General features: G+C 59.0%; 16 protein-coding genes. 3 read left to right on the forward strand and 13 right to left on the reverse strand.

Going from position 1 to position 18,961, the window contains the following annotated elements; translation table 11 throughout:
• Window positions 1–12 precede the first annotated feature (12 nt).
• On the reverse strand, window positions 13–870 hold the full coding sequence (locus ACR0NW_RS14870) for a LysR family transcriptional regulator (protein ID WP_480451256.1): 858 nt from the start codon (window positions 868–870) through the stop codon (window positions 13–15).
• A 100-nt stretch (window positions 871–970) separates the two neighbouring features.
• Between ACR0NW_RS14870 and ACR0NW_RS14875 the strand changes: the two genes are divergently transcribed.
• The gene (locus ACR0NW_RS14875; protein WP_170651330.1) at window positions 971–1,573 is read left to right on the forward strand and encodes an HD domain-containing protein; all 603 of its coding nucleotides are present in this window, start codon (window positions 971–973) and stop codon (window positions 1,571–1,573) included.
• A gap of 108 nt (window positions 1,574–1,681) precedes the next feature.
• Here ACR0NW_RS14875 and speB read toward each other — a convergent pair whose 3' ends face one another.
• The 11 genes from speB to ACR0NW_RS14930 form a co-directional block, all read right to left on the reverse strand.
• Window positions 1,682–2,524: an agmatinase gene (speB, locus tag ACR0NW_RS14880; protein WP_480451255.1), complete on the reverse strand. Its 843-nt coding sequence runs from the start codon at window positions 2,522–2,524 to the stop codon at window positions 1,682–1,684.
• Window positions 2,521–3,690: a carboxynorspermidine decarboxylase gene (gene nspC, locus ACR0NW_RS14885; RefSeq protein WP_480451253.1), complete on the reverse strand. Its 1,170-nt coding sequence runs from the start codon at window positions 3,688–3,690 to the stop codon at window positions 2,521–2,523. The genes speB and nspC overlap by 4 nt, the downstream gene beginning before the upstream one ends.
• Before the next feature lie 81 nt (window positions 3,691–3,771).
• Window positions 3,772–4,995 (reverse strand): saccharopine dehydrogenase family protein, encoded by a 1,224-nt coding sequence (locus ACR0NW_RS14890; protein WP_480451252.1) that lies wholly within the window; start codon window positions 4,993–4,995, stop codon window positions 3,772–3,774.
• Between the two features lie 22 nt (window positions 4,996–5,017).
• On the reverse strand, window positions 5,018–6,907 hold the full coding sequence (gene speA / locus ACR0NW_RS14895; protein ID WP_480451251.1) for a biosynthetic arginine decarboxylase: 1,890 nt from the start codon (window positions 6,905–6,907) through the stop codon (window positions 5,018–5,020).
• A 103-nt stretch (window positions 6,908–7,010) separates the two neighbouring features.
• Window positions 7,011–8,099: a DUF1513 domain-containing protein gene (locus tag ACR0NW_RS14900; protein ID WP_480451250.1), complete on the reverse strand. Its 1,089-nt coding sequence runs from the start codon at window positions 8,097–8,099 to the stop codon at window positions 7,011–7,013.
• A gap of 3 nt (window positions 8,100–8,102) precedes the next feature.
• Window positions 8,103–9,113: an imelysin family protein gene (locus ACR0NW_RS14905; RefSeq protein ID WP_480451248.1), complete on the reverse strand. Its 1,011-nt coding sequence runs from the start codon at window positions 9,111–9,113 to the stop codon at window positions 8,103–8,105.
• 3 nt (window positions 9,114–9,116) lie between these two features.
• Entirely contained in the window at window positions 9,117–10,664 is a 1,548-nt protein-coding gene (locus ACR0NW_RS14910) for a di-heme oxidoreductase family protein (RefSeq protein WP_480451246.1), read from the reverse strand.
• Window positions 10,624–11,109 (reverse strand): bacterioferritin, encoded by a 486-nt coding sequence (gene bfr / locus ACR0NW_RS14915; RefSeq protein ID WP_170651338.1) that lies wholly within the window; start codon window positions 11,107–11,109, stop codon window positions 10,624–10,626. Before bfr ends, ACR0NW_RS14910 begins: the two co-directional genes overlap by 41 nt.
• Window positions 11,057–11,350: a (2Fe-2S)-binding protein gene (locus ACR0NW_RS14920; RefSeq protein ID WP_170651339.1), complete on the reverse strand. Its 294-nt coding sequence runs from the start codon at window positions 11,348–11,350 to the stop codon at window positions 11,057–11,059. Before ACR0NW_RS14920 ends, bfr begins: the two co-directional genes overlap by 53 nt.
• Before the next feature lie 196 nt (window positions 11,351–11,546).
• Window positions 11,547–12,317, reverse strand: coding sequence for a class I SAM-dependent methyltransferase (locus ACR0NW_RS14925; protein ID WP_480451245.1), 771 nt, complete (start codon window positions 12,315–12,317; stop codon window positions 11,547–11,549).
• A gap of 202 nt (window positions 12,318–12,519) precedes the next feature.
• Window positions 12,520–13,791 (reverse strand): imelysin family protein, encoded by a 1,272-nt coding sequence (locus ACR0NW_RS14930; RefSeq protein WP_480451244.1) that lies wholly within the window; start codon window positions 13,789–13,791, stop codon window positions 12,520–12,522.
• A gap of 302 nt (window positions 13,792–14,093) precedes the next feature.
• On the opposite strand from ACR0NW_RS14930, the gene tcuA reads away from it, so the two are divergent.
• Both tcuA and tcuB read left to right on the forward strand, forming a co-directional pair.
• The gene (gene tcuA, locus ACR0NW_RS14935; protein WP_480451314.1) at window positions 14,094–15,491 is read left to right on the forward strand and encodes an FAD-dependent tricarballylate dehydrogenase TcuA; all 1,398 of its coding nucleotides are present in this window, start codon (window positions 14,094–14,096) and stop codon (window positions 15,489–15,491) included.
• Window positions 15,481–16,539 carry a tricarballylate utilization 4Fe-4S protein TcuB gene (gene tcuB, locus ACR0NW_RS14940; protein ID WP_480451242.1) on the forward strand — a complete coding sequence of 353 codons (1,059 nt, stop codon included), beginning with the start codon at window positions 15,481–15,483 and terminating at the stop codon, window positions 16,537–16,539. Before tcuA ends, tcuB begins: the two co-directional genes overlap by 11 nt.
• 5 nt (window positions 16,540–16,544) lie before the next feature.
• Here the strand turns inward: tcuB and ACR0NW_RS14945 are convergent, their stop codons facing one another.
• Complete coding sequence (locus tag ACR0NW_RS14945) at window positions 16,545–18,956, reverse strand: GcvT family protein (protein ID WP_480451241.1); 2,412 nt, start codon at window positions 18,954–18,956, stop codon at window positions 16,545–16,547.
• Between the last annotated feature and the right edge of the window lie 5 nt (window positions 18,957–18,961).

The raw sequence follows: 18,961 nt of genomic DNA on the forward strand, positions 1-18,961 counted from the left end.
ACCCGGCCTGTATCAAGGCCGGGTTTTTTGCTCTCTGAGGTCCCTGAGGCAACTCAGTACCTCGTCGACCAGCCCGTGATGTTCGTTTTCCGGGCGTACGACCAGATACAGCGGCAACATCAGGTCGCGCGCCGGGAGGACCGGTATCAACGCGCCATCGGCCAGATATTGTTTTACCACATAGGCCGGAAAATATCCCTGCCCGCCGCGTTGCAGAACATAGCGCAGCGCCATCATGCAGTTTCCAAGAAAGATCGTCTGACCCGACGCCTGTCGGGCCGTTGCACGGACGTGGTCCTGATACATCTCGCCCAGCTCCAGATTGACAAAGAGCGAGTCATCCTCACTGCCGGACGCACCCGGCGTTTCGATCAATAGCAGGCGTTCCGGGTTGAGTTCGTGGCACACCACGCGGGGATCGGATGGCTTAACATGGGTCAGGGCCGCATCCAGAACATGCGTGGCAACCGCGTCGATCACGTTCAGGTCATGATCATAGTTCAGGGTCAGCAACAGCTTCCCGAACCGCTCTTCAAACCGGACGGCAAGATCCACCAGCAGCGGATCCCAGATGCTCAGCTGCGATCCGAGCCTGAGTGCCACGCGGCTTTGGCTTTGTGCCGGAAGATCTCGTGAAGCAAATGACCAGAGCGACAGCATCTGTTCGGCATAAGGACGGAATTGGCGACCAAAATCCGTCAAGGCGGTGCCGCCAGCCCCGCGCGTAAACAGGGCCTTGCCGGTCGCTTCCTCAATCAGACGGATTCGGGCGCTGACGGCGGTTTGCGTGACGTTCAGCTTTCGAGCCGCAGCATGGAAGCCGCCCGTTTCGGCAACGCACAAAAATGTTTCCAATGACTTAGTCTGCATGTGAAAGTATTTTTTGATCGAAACGATAAAATCAATTCATTTTTTTTGTCATTTAATTGCGTTTAACCTGCCTGAACCAGAAATGCCAAGGGATGCCGCCATGCTTGACAAGAGCCACAAACCGACCTGGACCAGCTTTGGAGAAGCGACCAAGGAAGATTTCCTTGCGGTCATGGATTATGAGGAAGCCTATAACGCCGCGCTGCCTGACCGGATCCTTGATGCGATCCGCTCGCTGGACGAGGAATGGACCCCGTATCCCGTGAACCGCTATCAGCACAGCCTTCAGGCGGCGACGCGCGCTTATGAGGATGGCGCGGATGAAGAGATCATTGTGGCCGCACTGGTGCATGACACCGGCGATATCCTCTCACCCTATAACCATGGCGAATTGGCCGCGGCGATGATGAAGCCCTATGTCAGTGAGCGGACCCATTGGATCCTCAAACATCACTGCGTGTTTCAGGGGTACTACTACAACCATCATCTGGGCGGCGACCGTAACGCGCGCGACAAATACCGCGACAGTCCCTATTGGGAAGACTGCCGTTACTTCTGCCACGAATACGACCAGTGCGCTTTTGACCCGGATTATCCCACCAAGCCGCTGGAGTTCTTCGAACCCATGCTGCGCCGGCTATTGAACAAAGGCGAAGGCCACATGGAGCTGAACGAAACCGTCGATGACGGCAAGGTCGACTGACGATCAGCTCAGGCGGACCGGATAGGTCTGCCTGAACTCTGCATTCACTGCGGGTGAAACATGTGACGCGCGGGTTCTGATATCAGAGCCCGCGTTTTGCCGCGCGGGTCAGCAGGAGGCCATCAGACGATAAACGATCTGGGCGGTTGTGAAATCCCACGCGGTGTCGCCGTTGGGGGCCAGTTCGACAACATCAAAGCCCACGCATTTGCGACCCTTGAGGGCATGTTCAACAAGGTGCAGCGCCTGATAATACGCCAGCCCGCCGGGGACGGGGGTGCCGGTGGCTGGCATGATCGCAGGGTCCAGGCCGTCGACGTCAAAGCTGACATAGACCAGTTCGGGAAAATCTTCGGGCAGGTCGATGGCGTGAATGTTGCCGGTAACCAATTCTTCAGCATCCACGTGAAAAATGTTGTTTTGTACACGGGATTTGGCCTCTTCTGTACAAAATGCACGCACGCCAAACTGGGCAAGGCGAATGCCGTCCTGTGCCAGCAGATGCATGACCGACGCGTGCGAGTGCTTCTCACCCTGATACGCGTCACGCAGGTCGGCATGGGCATCGATTTGAACGATACCAACCGGTTGACCCAGCGCGCGGGCAACACCTGTGACTGCCCCGTAGCTGAGCGAATGCTCGCCGCCAAGAACGACGGGGATTTTGCCCGCGCGGACTGCGGCTTCGGTGCGCTCGGCAAGGCGATCCATGATCTCGGGCAGGGCGCCGTTACAGTCGAGCTCCGCTTCGGTAAAAATCCCCTCGACGCAGGGCTCAGCGTGACCTGTGATGCGCTCAAGCTCATTGCTGGCTTCAATGATCGCCTCGGGACCTTTAGCAGTGCCCGACCCGTACGAGACCGTGCGTTCCAGAGGCACCGGGATCACGCGGAACCGGGCATCTTCGGTGCGCTCGGCGGCGGTCAGTTCACTGTCGAGGAAAATGCTCATGACAATCTCTCTTTGAAGTCTTCATAGCCGAACTGTTTGATGATTTTCAGTTCGTCCGTTTCGCTGTTCCACAGGGCGATGGTGGGCAGAGGGACGCCGTTGAAGGTGTTGGTTTTGACCATCGAATAGTGCGCCTGATCGAGGAAGGCAAAGCGCTGGCCGATCTCAAGCGGTTTGTCCCATGTGTAATCGCCGATCACATCACCCGCCAGACAGGAAGGACCACCAAGCCGGTAGGTATGGCCCGCGTCGACCTCGTCCATCAGGGCGGGGCGATAGGGGGCCTCGATCACATCGGGCATGTGGCAGGTGGCCGAGATATCGGTGATCGCGAGGTTCATGCCATTCACCGGCAGGTCAAGGATCTCGCCGACCAGAATGCCCGCATCCAGCGCCACCGCCTCGCCGGGTTCGAGATAGACGTCGATGCCGTATGTCTCACGGATGTCTTCGATTAGTGCGACCAGCCCGTCGCGATCATAATCGTCGCGGGTAATGTGGTGGCCGCCACCGAAGTTCAGCCATTTGAGCTGGCTTATGAACGGTTTCAGTTTGGGTTCAACGGAGGCCCATGTGCGTTGCAATGGTTCAAACCCCTGTTCGCAGAGGGTGTGCATGTGCAGGCCATCAACTCCGGTCAGGGTTTCGGCGGTCAATTGGCTGACCGGGGTGCCTAGGCGCGAACAGGGTGCGCAGGGGTCGTATTTGGCCACCTCGCCCTCGGAGTGTTCGGGATTGATGCGCAAACCAACCTGTACGCCTGCTGCCTGAGCCTTTGTCAGGAAGCGGTCCTTTTGCGCGGGGCTGTTGAAAATTATGTGGTCCGACAGAGACAGAATTTCGTCCATGTCAGCGTCTTTGTACCCGGCGCAGAAGGTTGCGACCTCACCGCCGTATTCCTCGCGTCCTAACCGGGCCTCGTAGATACCGCTGGCGCAGGTGCCGCCGAGGTGCTGACGCACCAGCGGGGCGAGGGAGAACATGGAGAAGGCTTTGAGCGCGCTGAGCACATGTGCGCCCGAGCGTGCACCAATATCGGCGAGGACGTGCAGGTTACGCTCGACGGCTTTTTCGTTGACCACGAAACAGGGTGTGGGTACGCGGCTCAGGTCGAAATCGCGGAAGGCTCCGGCATCGCCCGCTTGGGTGGTCATCATGTCGGACATGTCCAGCGTCTCCGTGTGATGGAGAGGCCGGGGGCGCTGCCCCCGGACCCCCGGAGTATTTTTGAAAAGATGAAGTCCAGATCAGAATTCGACCGGGCCGTCGAGTTCGTGGACTTGCCATGGCAAGCCGTGTTCGTTCAGCATGTCCATGAAGTTGTCGGGGTCGAGCTGCTCCATGTTCCAGACGCCCGGCTCGGACCAGTTGCCTTTGATCACCTGCGCGGCACCGATCATGGCAGGGACGCCGGTGGTGTAGCTGACGGCCTGGCTGCCGACCTCGGCATAGCATTCCTCGTGGTCGCAGATGTTGTAGATGTAATACGTCTTCTCACCCGAGCCGTCCTTGGCCTGACCCGTGGCGATGTCGCCGATGCAGGCCTTGCCCTTGGTTTCCGCACCCAGATCACCGGGATCGGGCAGCAGGGTTTTCAGGAACTGGATCGGGATGATTTCCTTGCCGTCATGCATCACCGGGTCGATCCGGGTCATGCCGACGTTTTCGAGCACTTTGGCATGGGTGATGTAGGCGTCACCGAAGGTCATCCAGAAGCGTGCGCGCTCGATCTCGGGGAAGTGGGTCGAGAGCGATTCCAGTTCCTCGTGATACATCAGGTACATATTCTTGGGGCCGATAGCGGGGAAGTCGAACTCGACCTTATGGGTCATCGCCGGGCTGTGCTGCCACGCACCGTTTTCCCAGTGGCGCACTTCGGCCAGCACTTCGCGCAGGTTGATCTCGGGGTTGAAGTTGGTGGCAAATTCCTGATCGTTCGAGCCGCCATTGGCGTCCAGCACATCGATCTGGCGGATTGTGTCCAGCTTGTGCTTCTTGAGCCATTTGGCGAAGACCGAGGTCACGCCCGGATCGAAGCCTGAACCGAGGATGGCAGTCAGACCGGCCTCTTTGAACTTGTCCTGATAAGCCCACTGCCAGTGGTATTCGAACTTGGCCTCGTCCTCGGGCTCATAGTTCGCAGTGTCGAGATAGTGGATACCGGCCTCAAGACACGCGTCCATCAGCACAAGGTCCTGAAAGGGCAGGGCGAGGTTCACGAGGAGTTCCGCTCCGGTTTCCTTGATCAGCTTCACGGTGTCCGCGACTTTGTAGGCGTCCAGTTCGGCAGTCTTGATATCGACGCCTACACGTTCTTTCACGGCTGCGGCGATGGCGTCGCATTTCGACTTGGTGCGGCTGGCCAGCGTGATTTCGGTGAATATGTCCGAATTCATCGCCATCTTGTGCACGGCGGCGTGGGATACGCCGCCCGCACCGACAACCAGTGTTTTGCCACTCAAAGTTCCCATGGGGGTCATCTCCTCTCTGGGGTTATTCGTAATAGGTGTAGCCGTTGATCGAGTCGCGGTACGCGCTCATCAGGGTTTTGCGGTCCTTGGCCATCAGAGTACCGGTTGAGATCGCCTCGTCCACCATTTTGCGGAAGGCGGCGACGCAGTCGGCCGGGTCGAATTCCACATAGGACAGGACCTGGGAAATCGTGTCGCCTTCTTGTTCGTGCAACAGGTCGAAGCCGCCGTCGGGGCGCAGGTCAATTGTCACGACATTGGTGTCGCCGAACAGGTTGTGCAGATCGCCCAGCGTTTCCTGATAAGCGCCGACGAAGAAGACGCCCATGAAGTATTCGTCGTCTTCGGGTAGGGAGTGCACCGGCAAACTGGGCGAGACGCCGTCGGCCAGAATGAACCGGTCTATCTTGCCGTCGCTGTCGCAGGTGATGTCGGACAATACCGCGCGACGATCGGGCGCTTGGTTCAGGTTTTGCAAAGGCACGATCGGGTGCAACTGGTCGATTGCCCAGACATCGGGCAAGGATTGGAACAGCGAGAAGTTGCAGTGGTAGATATCTGCCACCTTCTCCAACTGGTCGTCTACGTCTGTTTCCAACTCGTCCGATGCCGCGAGCGCTTTGAGGCTGGCCATCAGCGACAGGTAGATGCGTTCGGCGCGGGCCATCTGGCGCAGGTCGACATAGCCGCGTCTGAAAAGCGCGCGCAGCTCGTTGCGGTAGAAGGTGGCGTCGTTCCAGCATTCCTGCAGGCGGTCGCTGCTGAGATAACCGTGTACCGCAGCGAGGTCCGAGACCAGATGGTGGTCGTCCGGATCCACTTCGGGGCCGTTGGGCGCGTCGTAGAGCGTGCTTTCCAGTACGTTGAAGACCAGCATCGAGGATGTCGCCACAACCGCACGGCCGCTTTCTGTGACCAGTGTGGGATGGGCGGCCTCGGCCTCATCCATCGCATAAGCAACGGTTTCGACGACATTGGCGCAGTATTCCTCGACCGTGTAGTTTATCGAGTTCTCTGCCGCTTTCTTCTCGCCGGTATAGTCCACGCCCATACCGCCACCGAGGTCGAGATGCGTCAGCGGCACGCCTTCGCGCGTGAGTTCGGTGTAGTATCGGCACGCCTCGCCCACAGCCCGGCGGACGTCGTTGACGTCCTGAACCTGAGAGCCCAGATGCGAGTGCTGCAGCTTGAGGCAATGCAACAGCCCGGCGTCTTTCAGCTTGTCGACAGTGGCCACCAACTGATCGGTGTTCATGCCAAAGGCCGAACGGTCGCCCGAGCTTTCTTCCCACTTGCCGCTGATCTGGTTGGTCAGTTTCACACGCACACCGATCAGGGGCTCGATGCCCAGTTCGCTATAGACCTCGATCACCGTGTCGGCCTCTTTCGGGCTTTCCAGCACGATGACCGTGTTAAAGCCGATCTTGCGGCTAAGGATGGCTAGCTGGATGAATTCGGCATCCTTGACGCCGTTGCAGACGATCAACGCCTCGCGCGCCAGACGGTGGGCCAGAGCAATCACCAGCTCGGGCTTTGATCCGGCCTCGAGCCCGTAATTGTACTTTTGGCCAAATTCGACAATGCGGTCGATGACCTGCGCCTGCTGGTTTACCTTGATCGGGAACACACCGCGATAGCTGCCCTTGTAGCCTACCCGCGCGATGGCATCGCGGAAGCTTTCGTTGATGTGGGCGATTTCGCTTTCCAGATAGCTGCTGATGCGCAAGATCATCGGTGATTTGATGCCGCGCTCGTCCAGGTCTTTCAGGATACCCGGCAGGCTGATTGCCGCGGCATCGGGCGCCATGGGGTTGCGCAATCCGATCTCGCCCTTCTCCGTCACCTCGATGAGGCCCTTGCCCCATTTCTCAACCCCGTAGATGGAATGCGGTGCGTCAGGCGTCTGTTTCAATCAAGTCAGTCCTTGCGGTTCGGGTGGCCAGGTTTAGCGCCCGCCAATAAGGCAGCCGTTTGATTCGTCCAAGTGTAATCTATGTGGCGGGGGTTTGCCGAGATTATGCGTGTCGATGTATTGGGATCAGATGGTTATCCCACTGGCATGGCGCCCGTGCTGTGATCCGGGCGCGATCCCTGGACAGACTGCCCATCTCACCTGTGCCGGTGGTGAAAATCAAACCTTCGGCTCCGGTGCTCAGCCCGCCGACATCTTCCACTGCAATGGCTCCGGCGAATGAGCCATCCCGGGTTCGGAAGTGATGCAGGGCATTGCCGCGCGGACAGGTGATCGCGACGGTTTCACCATCGGTCGAAAAGGCGACGCTGCCCGCATATCCCTGCAACGTGCTTTGTTCGGCTTCGGGCGCAGAGAGCAAACGGGGCGGTTCACCTCTGCGATGCAGGCCCAGCAGGGGCGGGTGTTGTGTCTTGTCCCCTTGCCATTGCAGGGCAAAGGCCACCAGCCCGTCCGCCCGCATCGCAAGGTGGCGGATCGAGTTTTTGTGCATCGCGCGCGGCAGTTCCACCTGTTCCAGTACCCCGCCGGAAAGGTCGGTATATATCAGGTTGGGCTGCATCGTGGGCAGGTTCAGCTTGGTGCGGCCGGTGTCCGGATGGGTTTCGATGCCGCCATTGGCAATGGCAATGGATGTACCACCGGGCATCAGCAGCATCTCGTGCGGCCCAACGCCGCCGGATGGGAATTCGCCCAGTCGCGAGTACCCGTTTTCGGCATCCCAAATGCCAATGATCCCCTCACCGGCGTCATAATCATTCTCAGTGGTGAAAAGCTGTGCGCCGTCCGTTGAAAAAACGCCATGGCCAAAGAAATGGCGGCCCTTTGGCGCGTCAAGCTGTGCGATTTGCTCACCTGTCGTGCAATCGACAACCAAAGCAAAGGTGCCGGGACGACGCGCAAAGGCCACGGCCTGTGCGCGGTGGGGGTGGGCCGCAGCGGCGTGACCGCGTGCGGGCAGGGGCAGTGAGAAGGTGATCGCACCCCGGGCGTCCAGACCGGCCAGCCGGTACGAGCCGTCCGGGAACAGGGCTGCGGACAGAAAATCCGGTGCGCCGACGGCGGACCATCCTTTGACCGGGGCCAATGTGGCAGCGGCCAGACCGGCAAGGAAATGACGGCGGCTGGTCATGGTTCAGTCCCCGTCCAGCGAGTTGAAACCGGCGCTGATGCCAAGGGTCGGGCCTAGTTCGATCGCGGCAATCGTACGGATATCGTTGATGGATTGCTGCAGGGCCTCGATCCGGAAACGCCCTTGCGGGTCTGCAACCCCGGCAAATGCAGGATCGTCCAATGTTTGGGCGTTGTCGATGCTACGATCAAAGGCGGCGTTAAGATCGGCGGCGATGTCGGGGTGATCGGCAGACAACAGCGCCGCCAGTTCTCGCAGGGCGATCAGCGACAGTTCCACGTGGCGCTGCGAGCGTTCAGAGCGGCGCGCCTCGGCCCGTTTTGGGCGCGGGCGGTCGAACGTACCCATGGGTCGGCCAAGGCGGGTATCGGCAGTAAACTCAAGCCCCGCCATCAGGGCCTTGTACAACTCCTGCATCGCCTCATCGCCTGAACGATAGGGGCTGCCTTCGCCGGGCTGCGTCAGTTTAAGCGAATAGCTCTGCCAGTCCTGCTGAATGGCGTCCGCGTTCCGGTCGATATCCGTCGCGATGGCGCGGATCAGGGCGCAGCGATACTCCGCGTCACCCTGTTCCGCAAACGCAGGGTCGTAAAGCAGCAACTCCAGCGCATAAAACCCGCGTCCGGCAATCGAGGTTTCGGCAAAGGTGGCGGGATCTTGTACCACCGGGCCCTTGCTGGCGATCAGGCGAGACAGTGCCTTGGGTGTGAACCCCTTGGTATCTGGCCAAAAGGCCAACGCAAAGGCGCGGTCATCGGTCTCGGTCGGACCGAACCGCAGATGGCTGGCGGATATCCAGGCATCAAAGGCGTCACCATAGGCGCTGCGCAGGGCATTCGAATCCGGTGCACAGTCAGCCAGGGCGGTTGCGTTCAGCGTGCCTGCCGTTTCGGCGAGCCGTGAGAAGTGTGGCAGGATATGGGTTTCGGTTGTTTCGGACAGGATTGGCCCCCGCTCATCAGCGAGGGCCATCAGGGGAAGCAGCAGCGCTGCGGCAATGGCAGGTATACGCATCGGTCAGAGGCTTTCGAGGAATTGTATCAGCGCATCCCGATCGGCCTTGGGCATGGACACAACAGTGTCGCGGGCGGATTGTGCCTCGCCTCCATGCCACAGGATCGCCTCGAGCAACGAGCGGGCCCGCCCGTCATGCAGGAATTGCGTGTGCCCCGAGACACGCTCAGTCAAGCCGATGCCCCACAGCGGTGGTGTGCGCCATTCGCGGCCTGTCGCGCGGGCCTCGGGGCGGTTGTCGGCCAGCCCTTCGCCCATGTCGTGCAGCAATAGGTCGGAATAGGGCCAGATCAGCTGGAAACTGTGTTCCGGACGGTCAGGCATGCGGTGAGTGACAAATGACGGGGTGTGGCACGAGGCGCATCCCGCGTCGTGAAATACCTGTTTGCCGCGCAGCACCTGCGGGTCGTCCACGTCGCGGCGGGCGGGCACGCCAAGATTGCGGCTGTAGAAGGCGACGAGGTCCATGCCTTCGGCGTCGATCTCGTACCCGCGCAGGTCGTCATCGCCATGCGGAGCGTCGATGCAGTTCACCTGTGCCCCCGTGCAGTCGCCGTGGGGCGAAGGATAAAGCGGGCTTGAGATGCCAATATCTCCGGCAAAGGCAGCGGCCGATTGTTCCATGATGGTGGGCATGCCTGCCTTGTGGCCGAACCGCCCCATCATCGGTTTGTCGAACTCGGTCGACCAGACGATATTCGCGCGGCCCGAGATACCATCGCCGTCCGCATCATCCGGGTCCGCGTTCGCCAGCAGGTCGTCAACCGGAATGGCCTCGAGCAACCCAAGGCCGATCATCTGAGGTGCCACGCGCGGGCTGAGCATGGCGTCCGGGTGCAGTGGTCCATAACCCAGATCGGCGGCCTTGTAGGTCGGGTGGCGCAGCGAGGCGGTTTCGCCATCGGAAAGTTCGACCGGGACCTCCTCATAGGTGATATCCAACCGGTATTCGGCGGGGTGTCCGGCCAGCGCGAAATCCTGCATCTGGCCGCCATATGTCGGTTCGGGCAGGGTGGTGATATAATCTGCGATATCGGCGTGACCCTCTTTGGCCGTGCCGGGGATCGAGACGCGCAGGAACATTGACACTGCGCTGTCTTCAGGACCGGCCGGAGGATGCCCACGGCCATCCTTGACATGGCAGCGCTGGCAGGAGCGGGCGTTATAAAGCGGGCCGAGCCCGTCCGAGGCAAGAGTGGAAGAGGGGGATGAGACCCAGATTTTCTTGAACAATCCGTTGCCGACCCGGAAATCCAGCTCCTGCTCGAATTCAAGATTGTCGGAGGGTTGCGAAAACGCGTCGGCATTCGTCCGTGCCCGCACGGTGGCGGCACCTGCACTGAGTTCCTCGAACGGTTGCGGCGCGCTGAAATCGGTTGGCAAAGCTGTCGCTGCCGTAATTCGGGCCTGTTCGTCAGGTGTTCTGGGAAGAGTATTGAGATGGTCGTCCTGCAGCGGAGCTGACAAGGATTGGGTGGCCGCGAACGCGGCCACCGGCAGGAGAATGAGGCTATTCGCCTTCGTCCATTTTTGACGCGTTGAGTTGCGCATAGTTGGCTTCGCCGATCCTTTCAAAGAGGTCGAGCTGAGTTTCGAGGAAGTCGATATGGCTTTCTTCATCGGCCATCAATCGCTCGAACAGAGACATCGACACATAGTCGCCAGCTTCCCGGCAGTATTCGCGCGCTTCCTTGTAAAGAGCTCTGGCGTCGATTTCGGCGGCCAGATCACATTCGAGTGTTTCCTTCGGGGTCTGGCCGATTCGAAGCGGATCGAGCTTTTGAAGATTCGGGTGGCCTTCGAGAAACAGGATTCGTTCGATCAGCTTGTCCGCATGTTCCATTTCTTCGATGGATTCCTCGCGGCTTTTCTTGGCCATGCTGCCAAGACCCCAGTCCTCCTGCATGCGGTAGTGCAGCCAATACTGGCTGACCGCCGTCAGTTCATGCCGCAGAGATTTGTTTAGATATTCTATGACCTTGGGGTCGCCCTTCATCTGCACTCTCCTGTGTTACTCCGGCGCGTAGGGCGCGGAGTTGCATTGGGACTTCCAGACTATCGCTTGAGCGCATCGTGTCTAGAAAAAGCGGCATGCAACCGCCACAATCTGCTGATTTTCCAAGGGCATGGTAGATTTTTCCCGGCGTGATCACCGTCTGGGGATCAGCGGTCCTCATCCAGTCAATCGCAGCGCGGATTTCGTGGTCGGAAATGTTTGTGCAATGACAGACGATCATGGCGACTCGCGGGGTTTATATTTCTTACTTAATTAGTCAGATTATATTCTGAGGTCCAGAGAAATCTGCCCTATGCCGAAAGGCCAATAGGAAATGGCTTCGGGTATACTTCAAATGAAATCGGCCTTTCCCGCGAGGATGGAAAAGGCCGATCAGGGGCGAATTTCTCAAGTAGTCGTCGCAGGGTATTGACGGGTCATTCCTGCCCGGGAGATTTCGTAATCTCGAACCATTTCCTTGCCGCTGTTTTTTCCCGGATGATTGACAGATTGCTGTATCTTGTTTTCTGCCCTGTCTTTCCTTTGCGCAGCACTGAATAACAGTCGATGAACCAATTCTCGTTACCCCAGTCGACATTTTCCTGCAGGAGCAATTCCAGCGTTTCCGACTGGTCAATCTGTTGCTTTACCCATTCTCCTGAAACTTCAGGATCGCGTGCATGAGAGGTCACTTTCTGACCTGCCAGTTCCTCGGGCTTGCGCGCATTTGCAAGGTTGCTGTGATGAAAAAACGCAATTCCGTCAGGGCGCAGGACACGTTCAAATTCGGAAAGATATGACTCCAGCACGGTCTTGTCGCAATGGACAAGAGAATCGTAGGAAAAAATGAAATCTACCGACTGATCAGGGACATCCGTCAGCGTCATGCCGTCGTTGACGAAGTATTCGATGTTGTCGCAGCCAAGATCGATCGTCTTCAGGTGCTCAATGCAATTCTCGTTCAGATCGACCGTGGTCAGGCGGTCAGCATAAGGGGCGATAAATCTGGTCCACCGGCCATAGCCCGGCGCCACTTCCAGAACCGAGCCGGATTTCGCCAGAATGGGTTGCAGCCGCGGCAGCAGGTGAAACTTCCAATGGACTTCACTTGTGCCCCAACCCTTTGACCACGATTCGCCGTGGCTGACCTTTTGGTCCCAATGATCCCGGTTGCCCCAGGTTTCTTTATTCCAGTCCAATGTGGGCATATTCGCCTCCGCCACAAAAAACGCCGTTGTTTCAAAATTTTGGGCGGCAGGTCGTTCAACCAGTATCCACCCGGTCCCTTAGGTGCGCCCGGGCACTTTGCACTAAATCAGGGCCGTTGCCTACGGCCCTGATTGCTTGGCTGATTTCTAGTGCGAACAGCCTGAGTAACCAGTGTGATGCTGGCTGAGCTGAAAGAAGGAACTACTGGAAAACGGCGTTGGGGTTGTCCAGGCTGTCCGAACCTTCGAATTCGATCTGGTCGAGTTCGAGCGTGGTCACGATGCGTTCGATGGTTTTGGTCTGATCGACCAGACCATCCACACCACCCATGATCAGGGCCTCGCCGCCTTCATTGCCCTGTTCGAGCATCTGGTCATAGGCAAACCCCGCTTCGGCAGTGGTTTTGATCCGGCCAAGCGCCTGCATGGTATTGGACAGTTTGGTTTTCATCTCGGCGTCCAGTTCCGCATCAGCGGCCGCAACCAGATCCGACAGCGAGGGGCCGGAAACCAATGTGCCGTCTGCGCGGGCGTATTCGCCCAGATATACGTTCTGGATGCCCAGCCCATCATAGTAGTGGCTGTTATGGGTGTTGTCCGAGAAGCAGTCATGTTCTTCTTCGGGGTCGTTCAACATCAGACCAAGGCGCATCCGCTCGCCCGCCTGTTCGCCATAGGACAACGATCCCATGCCGGTCAGGATGGCGCTGACGCCTGCGGTTTCGTTCTCAAACAGCGCTGCGCGGGCCGCACCATCGGAATTCCATTGTGTCGCCATCCATTCAAGGTCGCTGACCAGAAGATCGGTGGCGGCTTTCAGGTATTGGCCGCGCCGGTCGCAGTTGCCGCCGGTGCAGTCGGCGCCCCGGGCGTAATCGGTCCAGGGTCGGTTGCCTGCACCTGTGCCGTGGCCGTTCATGTCCTGCCCCCACAGCAGGAATTCGATGGCGTGATAGCCGGTGGCGACGTTGGCCTCGATCCCATCTGCTTCGTGAAGCGTTTCAGCCAACAGTTCCGGGGTGATTTTACCGGCATCGATGGTTTCGCCCGACAGTTCGAAACTGGGGTTGGCGATCACGTTCAGAACGGCGAATTCGTTCTCGTCGGTTGCACCGCCATATGCCGGGTCAACATAGTCGATCAGGCCCTCGTCCAGCGGCCATGCGTTCACCTTGCCTTCCCAGTCGTCGACGATGGCGTTGCCGAAACGATAAACTTCGGTCTGTTGATAGGGAACACGTGCCGCAATCCAGGCGCTGCGCGCTGCGTTGAGGTTTTCGGCGGACGGGTCGGTAATCAGCGCGTCAATTGCGGCTTGCAGGGTCTTCGCAGTGGCAACGCTGTCCTCATACTTGGCTTCGGCAATATTGGCGTATGTATTCAGTACGTCGGTTTTGGCCGGTGCTGCCGAAGTTGCTGCGGCAGAGGTGGCCAGGATTGCCAGCGCGCCGGTTGTGTAAAGCAGTTTGGACATGGTTTTCCCTTTGGTTAATGTTTGGCGCCAGCACGTTATCCGGAGCACAGGGCGTTTCCGGTGGTGTAACTGAGAGAATTTGTCGGATATGTCAACCTGAGTATTTTAGTCACTTAATGTTTCTGGCGACGCATAAGTCTGAATCAGATTCAGGCCGGAACGCCGTTTTCTCTGCCAAAGTCATGCCGGCGTTTACTTCGACGATAAGGTGATCACGGGATTTGCTAAAAACACGCAATTCGAAATGAAAATTGAAAAAATCCCCAATGGTCAAACCGCCCCCGGCAACCTATTCAAAGCATATGTGTGCAATAGGTTCGGACCAATACGATATCGCCGTGATCGGGGGGGGGAACGCCGCGCTTTGTGCGGCGATGACGGCTGCCCGAACCGGAGCTAAGGTTCTGATTCTGGAGGCGGCGCCCAAGGATTATCGCGGGGGCAACTCGCGTCACACCCGCAATTTCCGCTGTATGCACCACCAGCCAATGGGGCCGCTGGTGGACGCATATGATGAAGAGGAATATCTGGCCGATCTGCTGACCGTCACCGGGGGCAAAACCAACGAAGATCTGGCCCGCATGGTCATCCGCGAGTCCGAAGGGTGCCTTCCGTGGATGGAGGAACATGGCGTGCGCTTTCAGCCATCGTTGTCGGGCACATTGTCCTTGGCGCGGACAAATGCGTTTTTCATGGGGGGCGGAAAATCTCTGGTGAACGCCTATTACCGTAAGGCCGAAGCGCTGGGCGTGGACGTACTATACGATGCGGCCGTGAAGCATCTTGCACTGGAAGGCGACCGGATTGTCTGTGTTGAGTATTCGTACCGGGGCGAGGCGCACAGTATTTCACCGAAAGCTGTAGTTGTTGCCTCGGGCGGATTTCAGGCCGATATCGACTGGCTAACCCGGGCGTGGGGGCCGCCGGCACGCAACTTTCTGATCCGGGGTACGCCCTATAACCGCGGTGTTGTTCTGGCCGACCTGCTGGATCAGGGCGCCGAAAGCGTCGGCGACGCGGATCAGTGCCATGCGGTTGCAATTGACGGGCGGGCGCCGAAATATGACGGCGGTATTGTCACGCGGCTGGACTGCGTGCCGTTTTCGGTTGTCGTGAACCGGAATGCCGAGCGGTTCTATGATGAGGGCGAAGACCTCTGGCCCAAACGTTATGCGATCTGGGGTCGATTAGTCGCGGCGCAGCCGGATCAGGTGGGGTATGCGATTATCGACTCGAAGGCGCTGGACTTGTTCATGCCTTCTGTCTTTCCGCCTCTCAAAGCGGACACGCTGGAAGAGCTGGCTGTGATGATGGAATTGCCGCCGGATAGGCTGCGGCAGACGGTGGACGGGTTCAATGCGGCCTGCGGCGACACATCCGCGTTTCACCCGACGCAACTGGACGGCGTGGCCACAAGTGGACTGACACCACCCAAAACAAACTGGGCACGCCCAATCACAGAGCCGCCGTTTTATGGCTATTCCCTGCGGACCGGGGTGACGTTCACCTATCTGGGGCTGAAGGTTGACGAAAACGCGCAGTGTTCGACAGCCGACGGGCCGATCAGCAATCTCTGGGCGGCGGGGGAAACCATGGCAGGGTCGATTTTGGGGCAGGGGTATCTGGCCGGGTTTGGCATGGCCATCGGAACGGTGTTTGGCCGGATTGCAGGGCGTGAGGCAGCCAGACATGCAAACTGATTTGATCCACGAAGCGCGCCGACAGGCCGAAATCTGCAATGCCTGTCGGTATTGTGAGGGCTATTGCTCGGTCTTTCCGGCCCTGCACGCTAAACGCAGCTTTGCCGACAGCGATATGGTGCAACTGGCAAACCTGTGCCACAACTGCCGTGGATGTTACTACGCCTGCCAGTACACCGCGCCGCATGAGTTTGATCTGAACCTGCCCGGCGTACTGGCCGAAATTCGTCGCGAAAGCTGGGAAAATTACGTCTGGCCACAGCCCTTGGCACGACGTTTTCATAGTCATGGCGGTGCGATTGCCTTGGCGCTGGTTGCCGGGATTGCCCTGCTGTTCTGGGCAATGCAGGCCCTTGGCCCTGCGGACGGTCAGGGTTTTTATGCCGTTCTCTCTCACGCGGCGATGGTCGGCATCTTTGCCCCAGCGTTCCTGTTGCCCTTGGGCAGCCTTGCAGTTGGGTTACGGCGCTTCTGGCGGGACATCGGCGGCGAGCCAATTCGCTTTCGGGACTTTGCCCGCGCTGTTGCACGCGCGGCCACAATCAGGGATCTGGCTGCGGGTCATGGCGAGGGTTGCAACTTCGAAGACGAAGACAGGTTCTCGCAGGCGCGCCGATACGCGCATCAGGCGGTGATGTATGGGTTTCTGCTGTGCTTTGCGTCAACCAGCGCGGCCACCGTTTTGCACTATGGATTCGATATGTCCGCGCCCTACGGGTTGTTTTCGATCCCGAAACTTCTGGGTCTGCCCGGCGGTGTGCTGATGGTGCTGGGATGCGTTTGGATGATTGCGTTGAAACTGCGCTCGGATCCGGATCTTGGTGACCAAGGCGCGTGGTCTGGCGAGTTCGGGTTTATCCTGTTGCTGGGGTTCGTCGGGCTCAGCGGGATCGCCTTATACGTGCTGGGGACAACCGCCCTGATGCCCGCCTTGCTGGCGCTGCATCTTGGGTCAGTTCTGACGTTTTTCCTGCTGACCCCGTACACCAAGATGGCGCATGGGTTCTTTCGACTGGCTGCTTTGATCAGGGACGCGCAGCGGCGGTAGCCTTATCAACCGCCGTTTTGGGGCGTGTACTGATGCGGGTCGTGGCGACGTGCCTCATACGCCTCGCCCAAAATTATGACCTGACAGGTTTCGCCCATCCCGAGGGTGCCGCGCTGGATATATCCAAGAACAAGTGTCTTGCCGGTTCTGTAACCACTGCTTCCTGACGTCACATATCCAACCGGTTGGCCATCGATAAGAATCGGTTCAGACGCCAGAGGATCGGGTGAGGCTTGTGTAATTTCCAGCCCGGCCCATTCCCATTCGGCGGCGGTCTGGGATTGGCTTACAACCGCTTCACGCCCCACAAACGCCGGCTTCTTAAGATTGGCGAAATTTTGTAGCCCGGCATCATACAAAGTGTATTCGGTTCCGAAATCCGCGCCCCATGCGTGGTACCCCTTTTCGATCCGCATCGCGTTGAGCGCGTAGGAACCGAACTGACAGATGCCGTGCGCCGCGCCCTCGGCCATGATGGCATCGTAGAGAGGGTTCAGATTTTCGCTGGCGACATGCAGTTCCCAGCCAAGCTCTCCGACATAGGACACACGCAGCGCGGTGACGTCCACTCCGGCGACCTTGAATTGAGCAGCCGAAAGCCATGGCGCGGCTGTTGCTGAGACATCGGCATCTGTTAACGCGCCCAGAATCTCGCGTGATTTCGGGCCCATCAGCATCAGCGCGCCGTCGTGCTGGAAGCCTCGGGTCAAGGTAACGTCATAGTCATGCAGGTGGCTTTTCAGCCAGTCGTAATCGCGTAGGTCCGCAAGGGTTGGTCCGCACAGCAGAAACTGGTCCTCGGCCAGTCTGGCGATCGTGGCCTCGGACCAGATGCGGCCCTTGGGTGTCAGCATGTAGGACAGTTTTGTGCGGCCCACTTTGGGCATCGTGCCGCAAAAGACGTGGTTCAGGAAGGCTTCGGCATCAGGGCCCTGAACCGTGTATTTCGTGAACCCGCCATGATCCATCAGCCCTGCCGCGTCCCGTACGGTTTCGCATTCGCGGCGAACCGCAGCGTGCCAGGGTTCGTCATGATAGCTGAGATGCCCGGTGTCTTTGACCACGTCGGTTTCGAACCAGAACGCGCGTTCCCACCCGGCGATCTGGCCCATCACGGCACCGCTGGCCCTGAGGGTGTCGTAAAGCGGAGTTTGCTGAACGGGTCGACCCGACTGCATGTTTCGGTGCGGAAACGGAATGGCGTATTGCAGGTCGTAATGCTCTGACGCGCGGGCATGGGCGTAATCCGGTGTAGCCCAATCGCCGAAGCGGCGCGGATCCCAGGCGGAAAGGTCCCATTCGGTTTCGCCTTCGGTGATCCATTCGGCCATGGCCTTTCCGATGGCCGCCGAATGAGTGATGCCGATCTGAACCCCCGTTGCCTGATAGAAGTTCGGCGCGCCCGCCGCCGGGCCCACCAGCGGTAGCGCATCCGGGGCATAGGCGATGGGGCCGTTCACGAACCGCTGCGCACCCGCTTTGCCCAGCAGTGGAACATGCGCCATCGTGTCTTCGAGCACGTCAAGGATGTCCTCGACGCTGTCCGGGAAAAGCTGGTGGGCAAAATCGTCGGGCGGGCCACTGTCGGCCCATGCCGGACGACCCGCATGGGCGTAAGATCCCAGCAGGAACGCATTGCGTTCACGGCGCAGGTAGAAGCGGATATCCGGATCGCGAACCAGTGGGAACAGGTCGGGGTACTGTTCCAGCTCGGACAGGGGTTCGGTTACCAGATACTGGTGTTCCAAGGTGATGACAGGTGCGTAAATGCCCGCCATTTCCGAAACCTTGCGCCCATAAAAACCGCCTGCGTTAATCACGATCTCGGCGGTGATATCACCTTTGGCGGTCGAGACGCGCCATTCCCCGTTGGGAAGGCGTTCGATGGCCGTGACTGGCGAGAACCGCCGGATTTCGGCCCCAAGGTCGCGGGCGCCCTTGGCCAACGCCTGTGTCAGCTGACTGGGGTCGATGTCACCCTCGTAAGGGTCCATGATGCCGCCCAGAACCGTGTCATCGGGGGACCAGAACGGGTGCATGGCATCCATTTCAGCGGGGCTGAGACGATGCAGGTCGAATCCGGCGCTGCGCGCGATGCCTTCTAGGTGGCCGAAAAGCTCCATCCGTTCCGGCGTATGTGCTGGCCAGAACGCGCCGGTGTGGCGATAGGTGATTGGGCTGTCCACCACATGTTCCAGATCCTTGTAGAGAGACCACGCATAATTTCCCGCGCGCATCCCAAGCCATGAATTTGCATAGGTCGGAATGTTGCCCGCCGCGTGCCAGGTTGAGCCGCTTGTCAACTCGTCCCGCTCCAGCAGGACGGTGTCTGTGACGCCTGCGCGGGCAAGATGATAGAGGATCGAACAGCCGACGGCACCGCCGCCGATGACCACTACGCGTGCATGGGTTTTCATCGGAT

The organism is Ruegeria sp. CF5, from assembly GCF_056537325.1.

What these genes read in the sequence shown, in the direction of transcription:
- ACR0NW_RS14870 (WP_480451256.1), bottom strand. Translation starts at nt 870, where the DNA reads ATGCAGACTAAGTCATTGGAAACATTTTTGTGCGTTGCCGAAACGGGC.
- ACR0NW_RS14875 (WP_170651330.1), top strand. Translation starts at nt 971, where the DNA reads ATGCTTGACAAGAGCCACAAACCGACCTGGACCAGCTTTGGAGAAGCG.
- speB (WP_480451255.1), bottom strand. Translation starts at nt 2,524, where the DNA reads ATGAGCATTTTCCTCGACAGTGAACTGACCGCCGCCGAGCGCACCGAA.
- nspC (WP_480451253.1), bottom strand. Translation starts at nt 3,690, where the DNA reads ATGTCCGACATGATGACCACCCAAGCGGGCGATGCCGGAGCCTTCCGC.
- ACR0NW_RS14890 (WP_480451252.1), bottom strand. Translation starts at nt 4,995, where the DNA reads ATGGGAACTTTGAGTGGCAAAACACTGGTTGTCGGTGCGGGCGGCGTA.
- ACR0NW_RS14900 (WP_480451250.1), bottom strand. Translation starts at nt 8,099, where the DNA reads ATGACCAGCCGCCGTCATTTCCTTGCCGGTCTGGCCGCTGCCACATTG.
- ACR0NW_RS14905 (WP_480451248.1), bottom strand. Translation starts at nt 9,113, where the DNA reads ATGCGTATACCTGCCATTGCCGCAGCGCTGCTGCTTCCCCTGATGGCC.
- ACR0NW_RS14910 (WP_480451246.1), bottom strand. Translation starts at nt 10,664, where the DNA reads ATGCGCAACTCAACGCGTCAAAAATGGACGAAGGCGAATAGCCTCATT.
- bfr (WP_170651338.1), bottom strand. Translation starts at nt 11,109, where the DNA reads ATGAAGGGCGACCCCAAGGTCATAGAATATCTAAACAAATCTCTGCGG.
- ACR0NW_RS14920 (WP_170651339.1), bottom strand. Translation starts at nt 11,350, where the DNA reads ATGATCGTCTGTCATTGCACAAACATTTCCGACCACGAAATCCGCGCT.
- ACR0NW_RS14925 (WP_480451245.1), bottom strand. Translation starts at nt 12,317, where the DNA reads ATGCCCACATTGGACTGGAATAAAGAAACCTGGGGCAACCGGGATCAT.
- ACR0NW_RS14930 (WP_480451244.1), bottom strand. Translation starts at nt 13,791, where the DNA reads ATGTCCAAACTGCTTTACACAACCGGCGCGCTGGCAATCCTGGCCACC.
- tcuA (WP_480451314.1), top strand. Translation starts at nt 14,094, where the DNA reads ATGTGTGCAATAGGTTCGGACCAATACGATATCGCCGTGATCGGGGGG.
- tcuB (WP_480451242.1), top strand. Translation starts at nt 15,481, where the DNA reads ATGCAAACTGATTTGATCCACGAAGCGCGCCGACAGGCCGAAATCTGC.
- ACR0NW_RS14945 (WP_480451241.1), bottom strand. Translation starts at nt 18,956, where the DNA reads ATGAAAACCCATGCACGCGTAGTGGTCATCGGCGGCGGTGCCGTCGGC.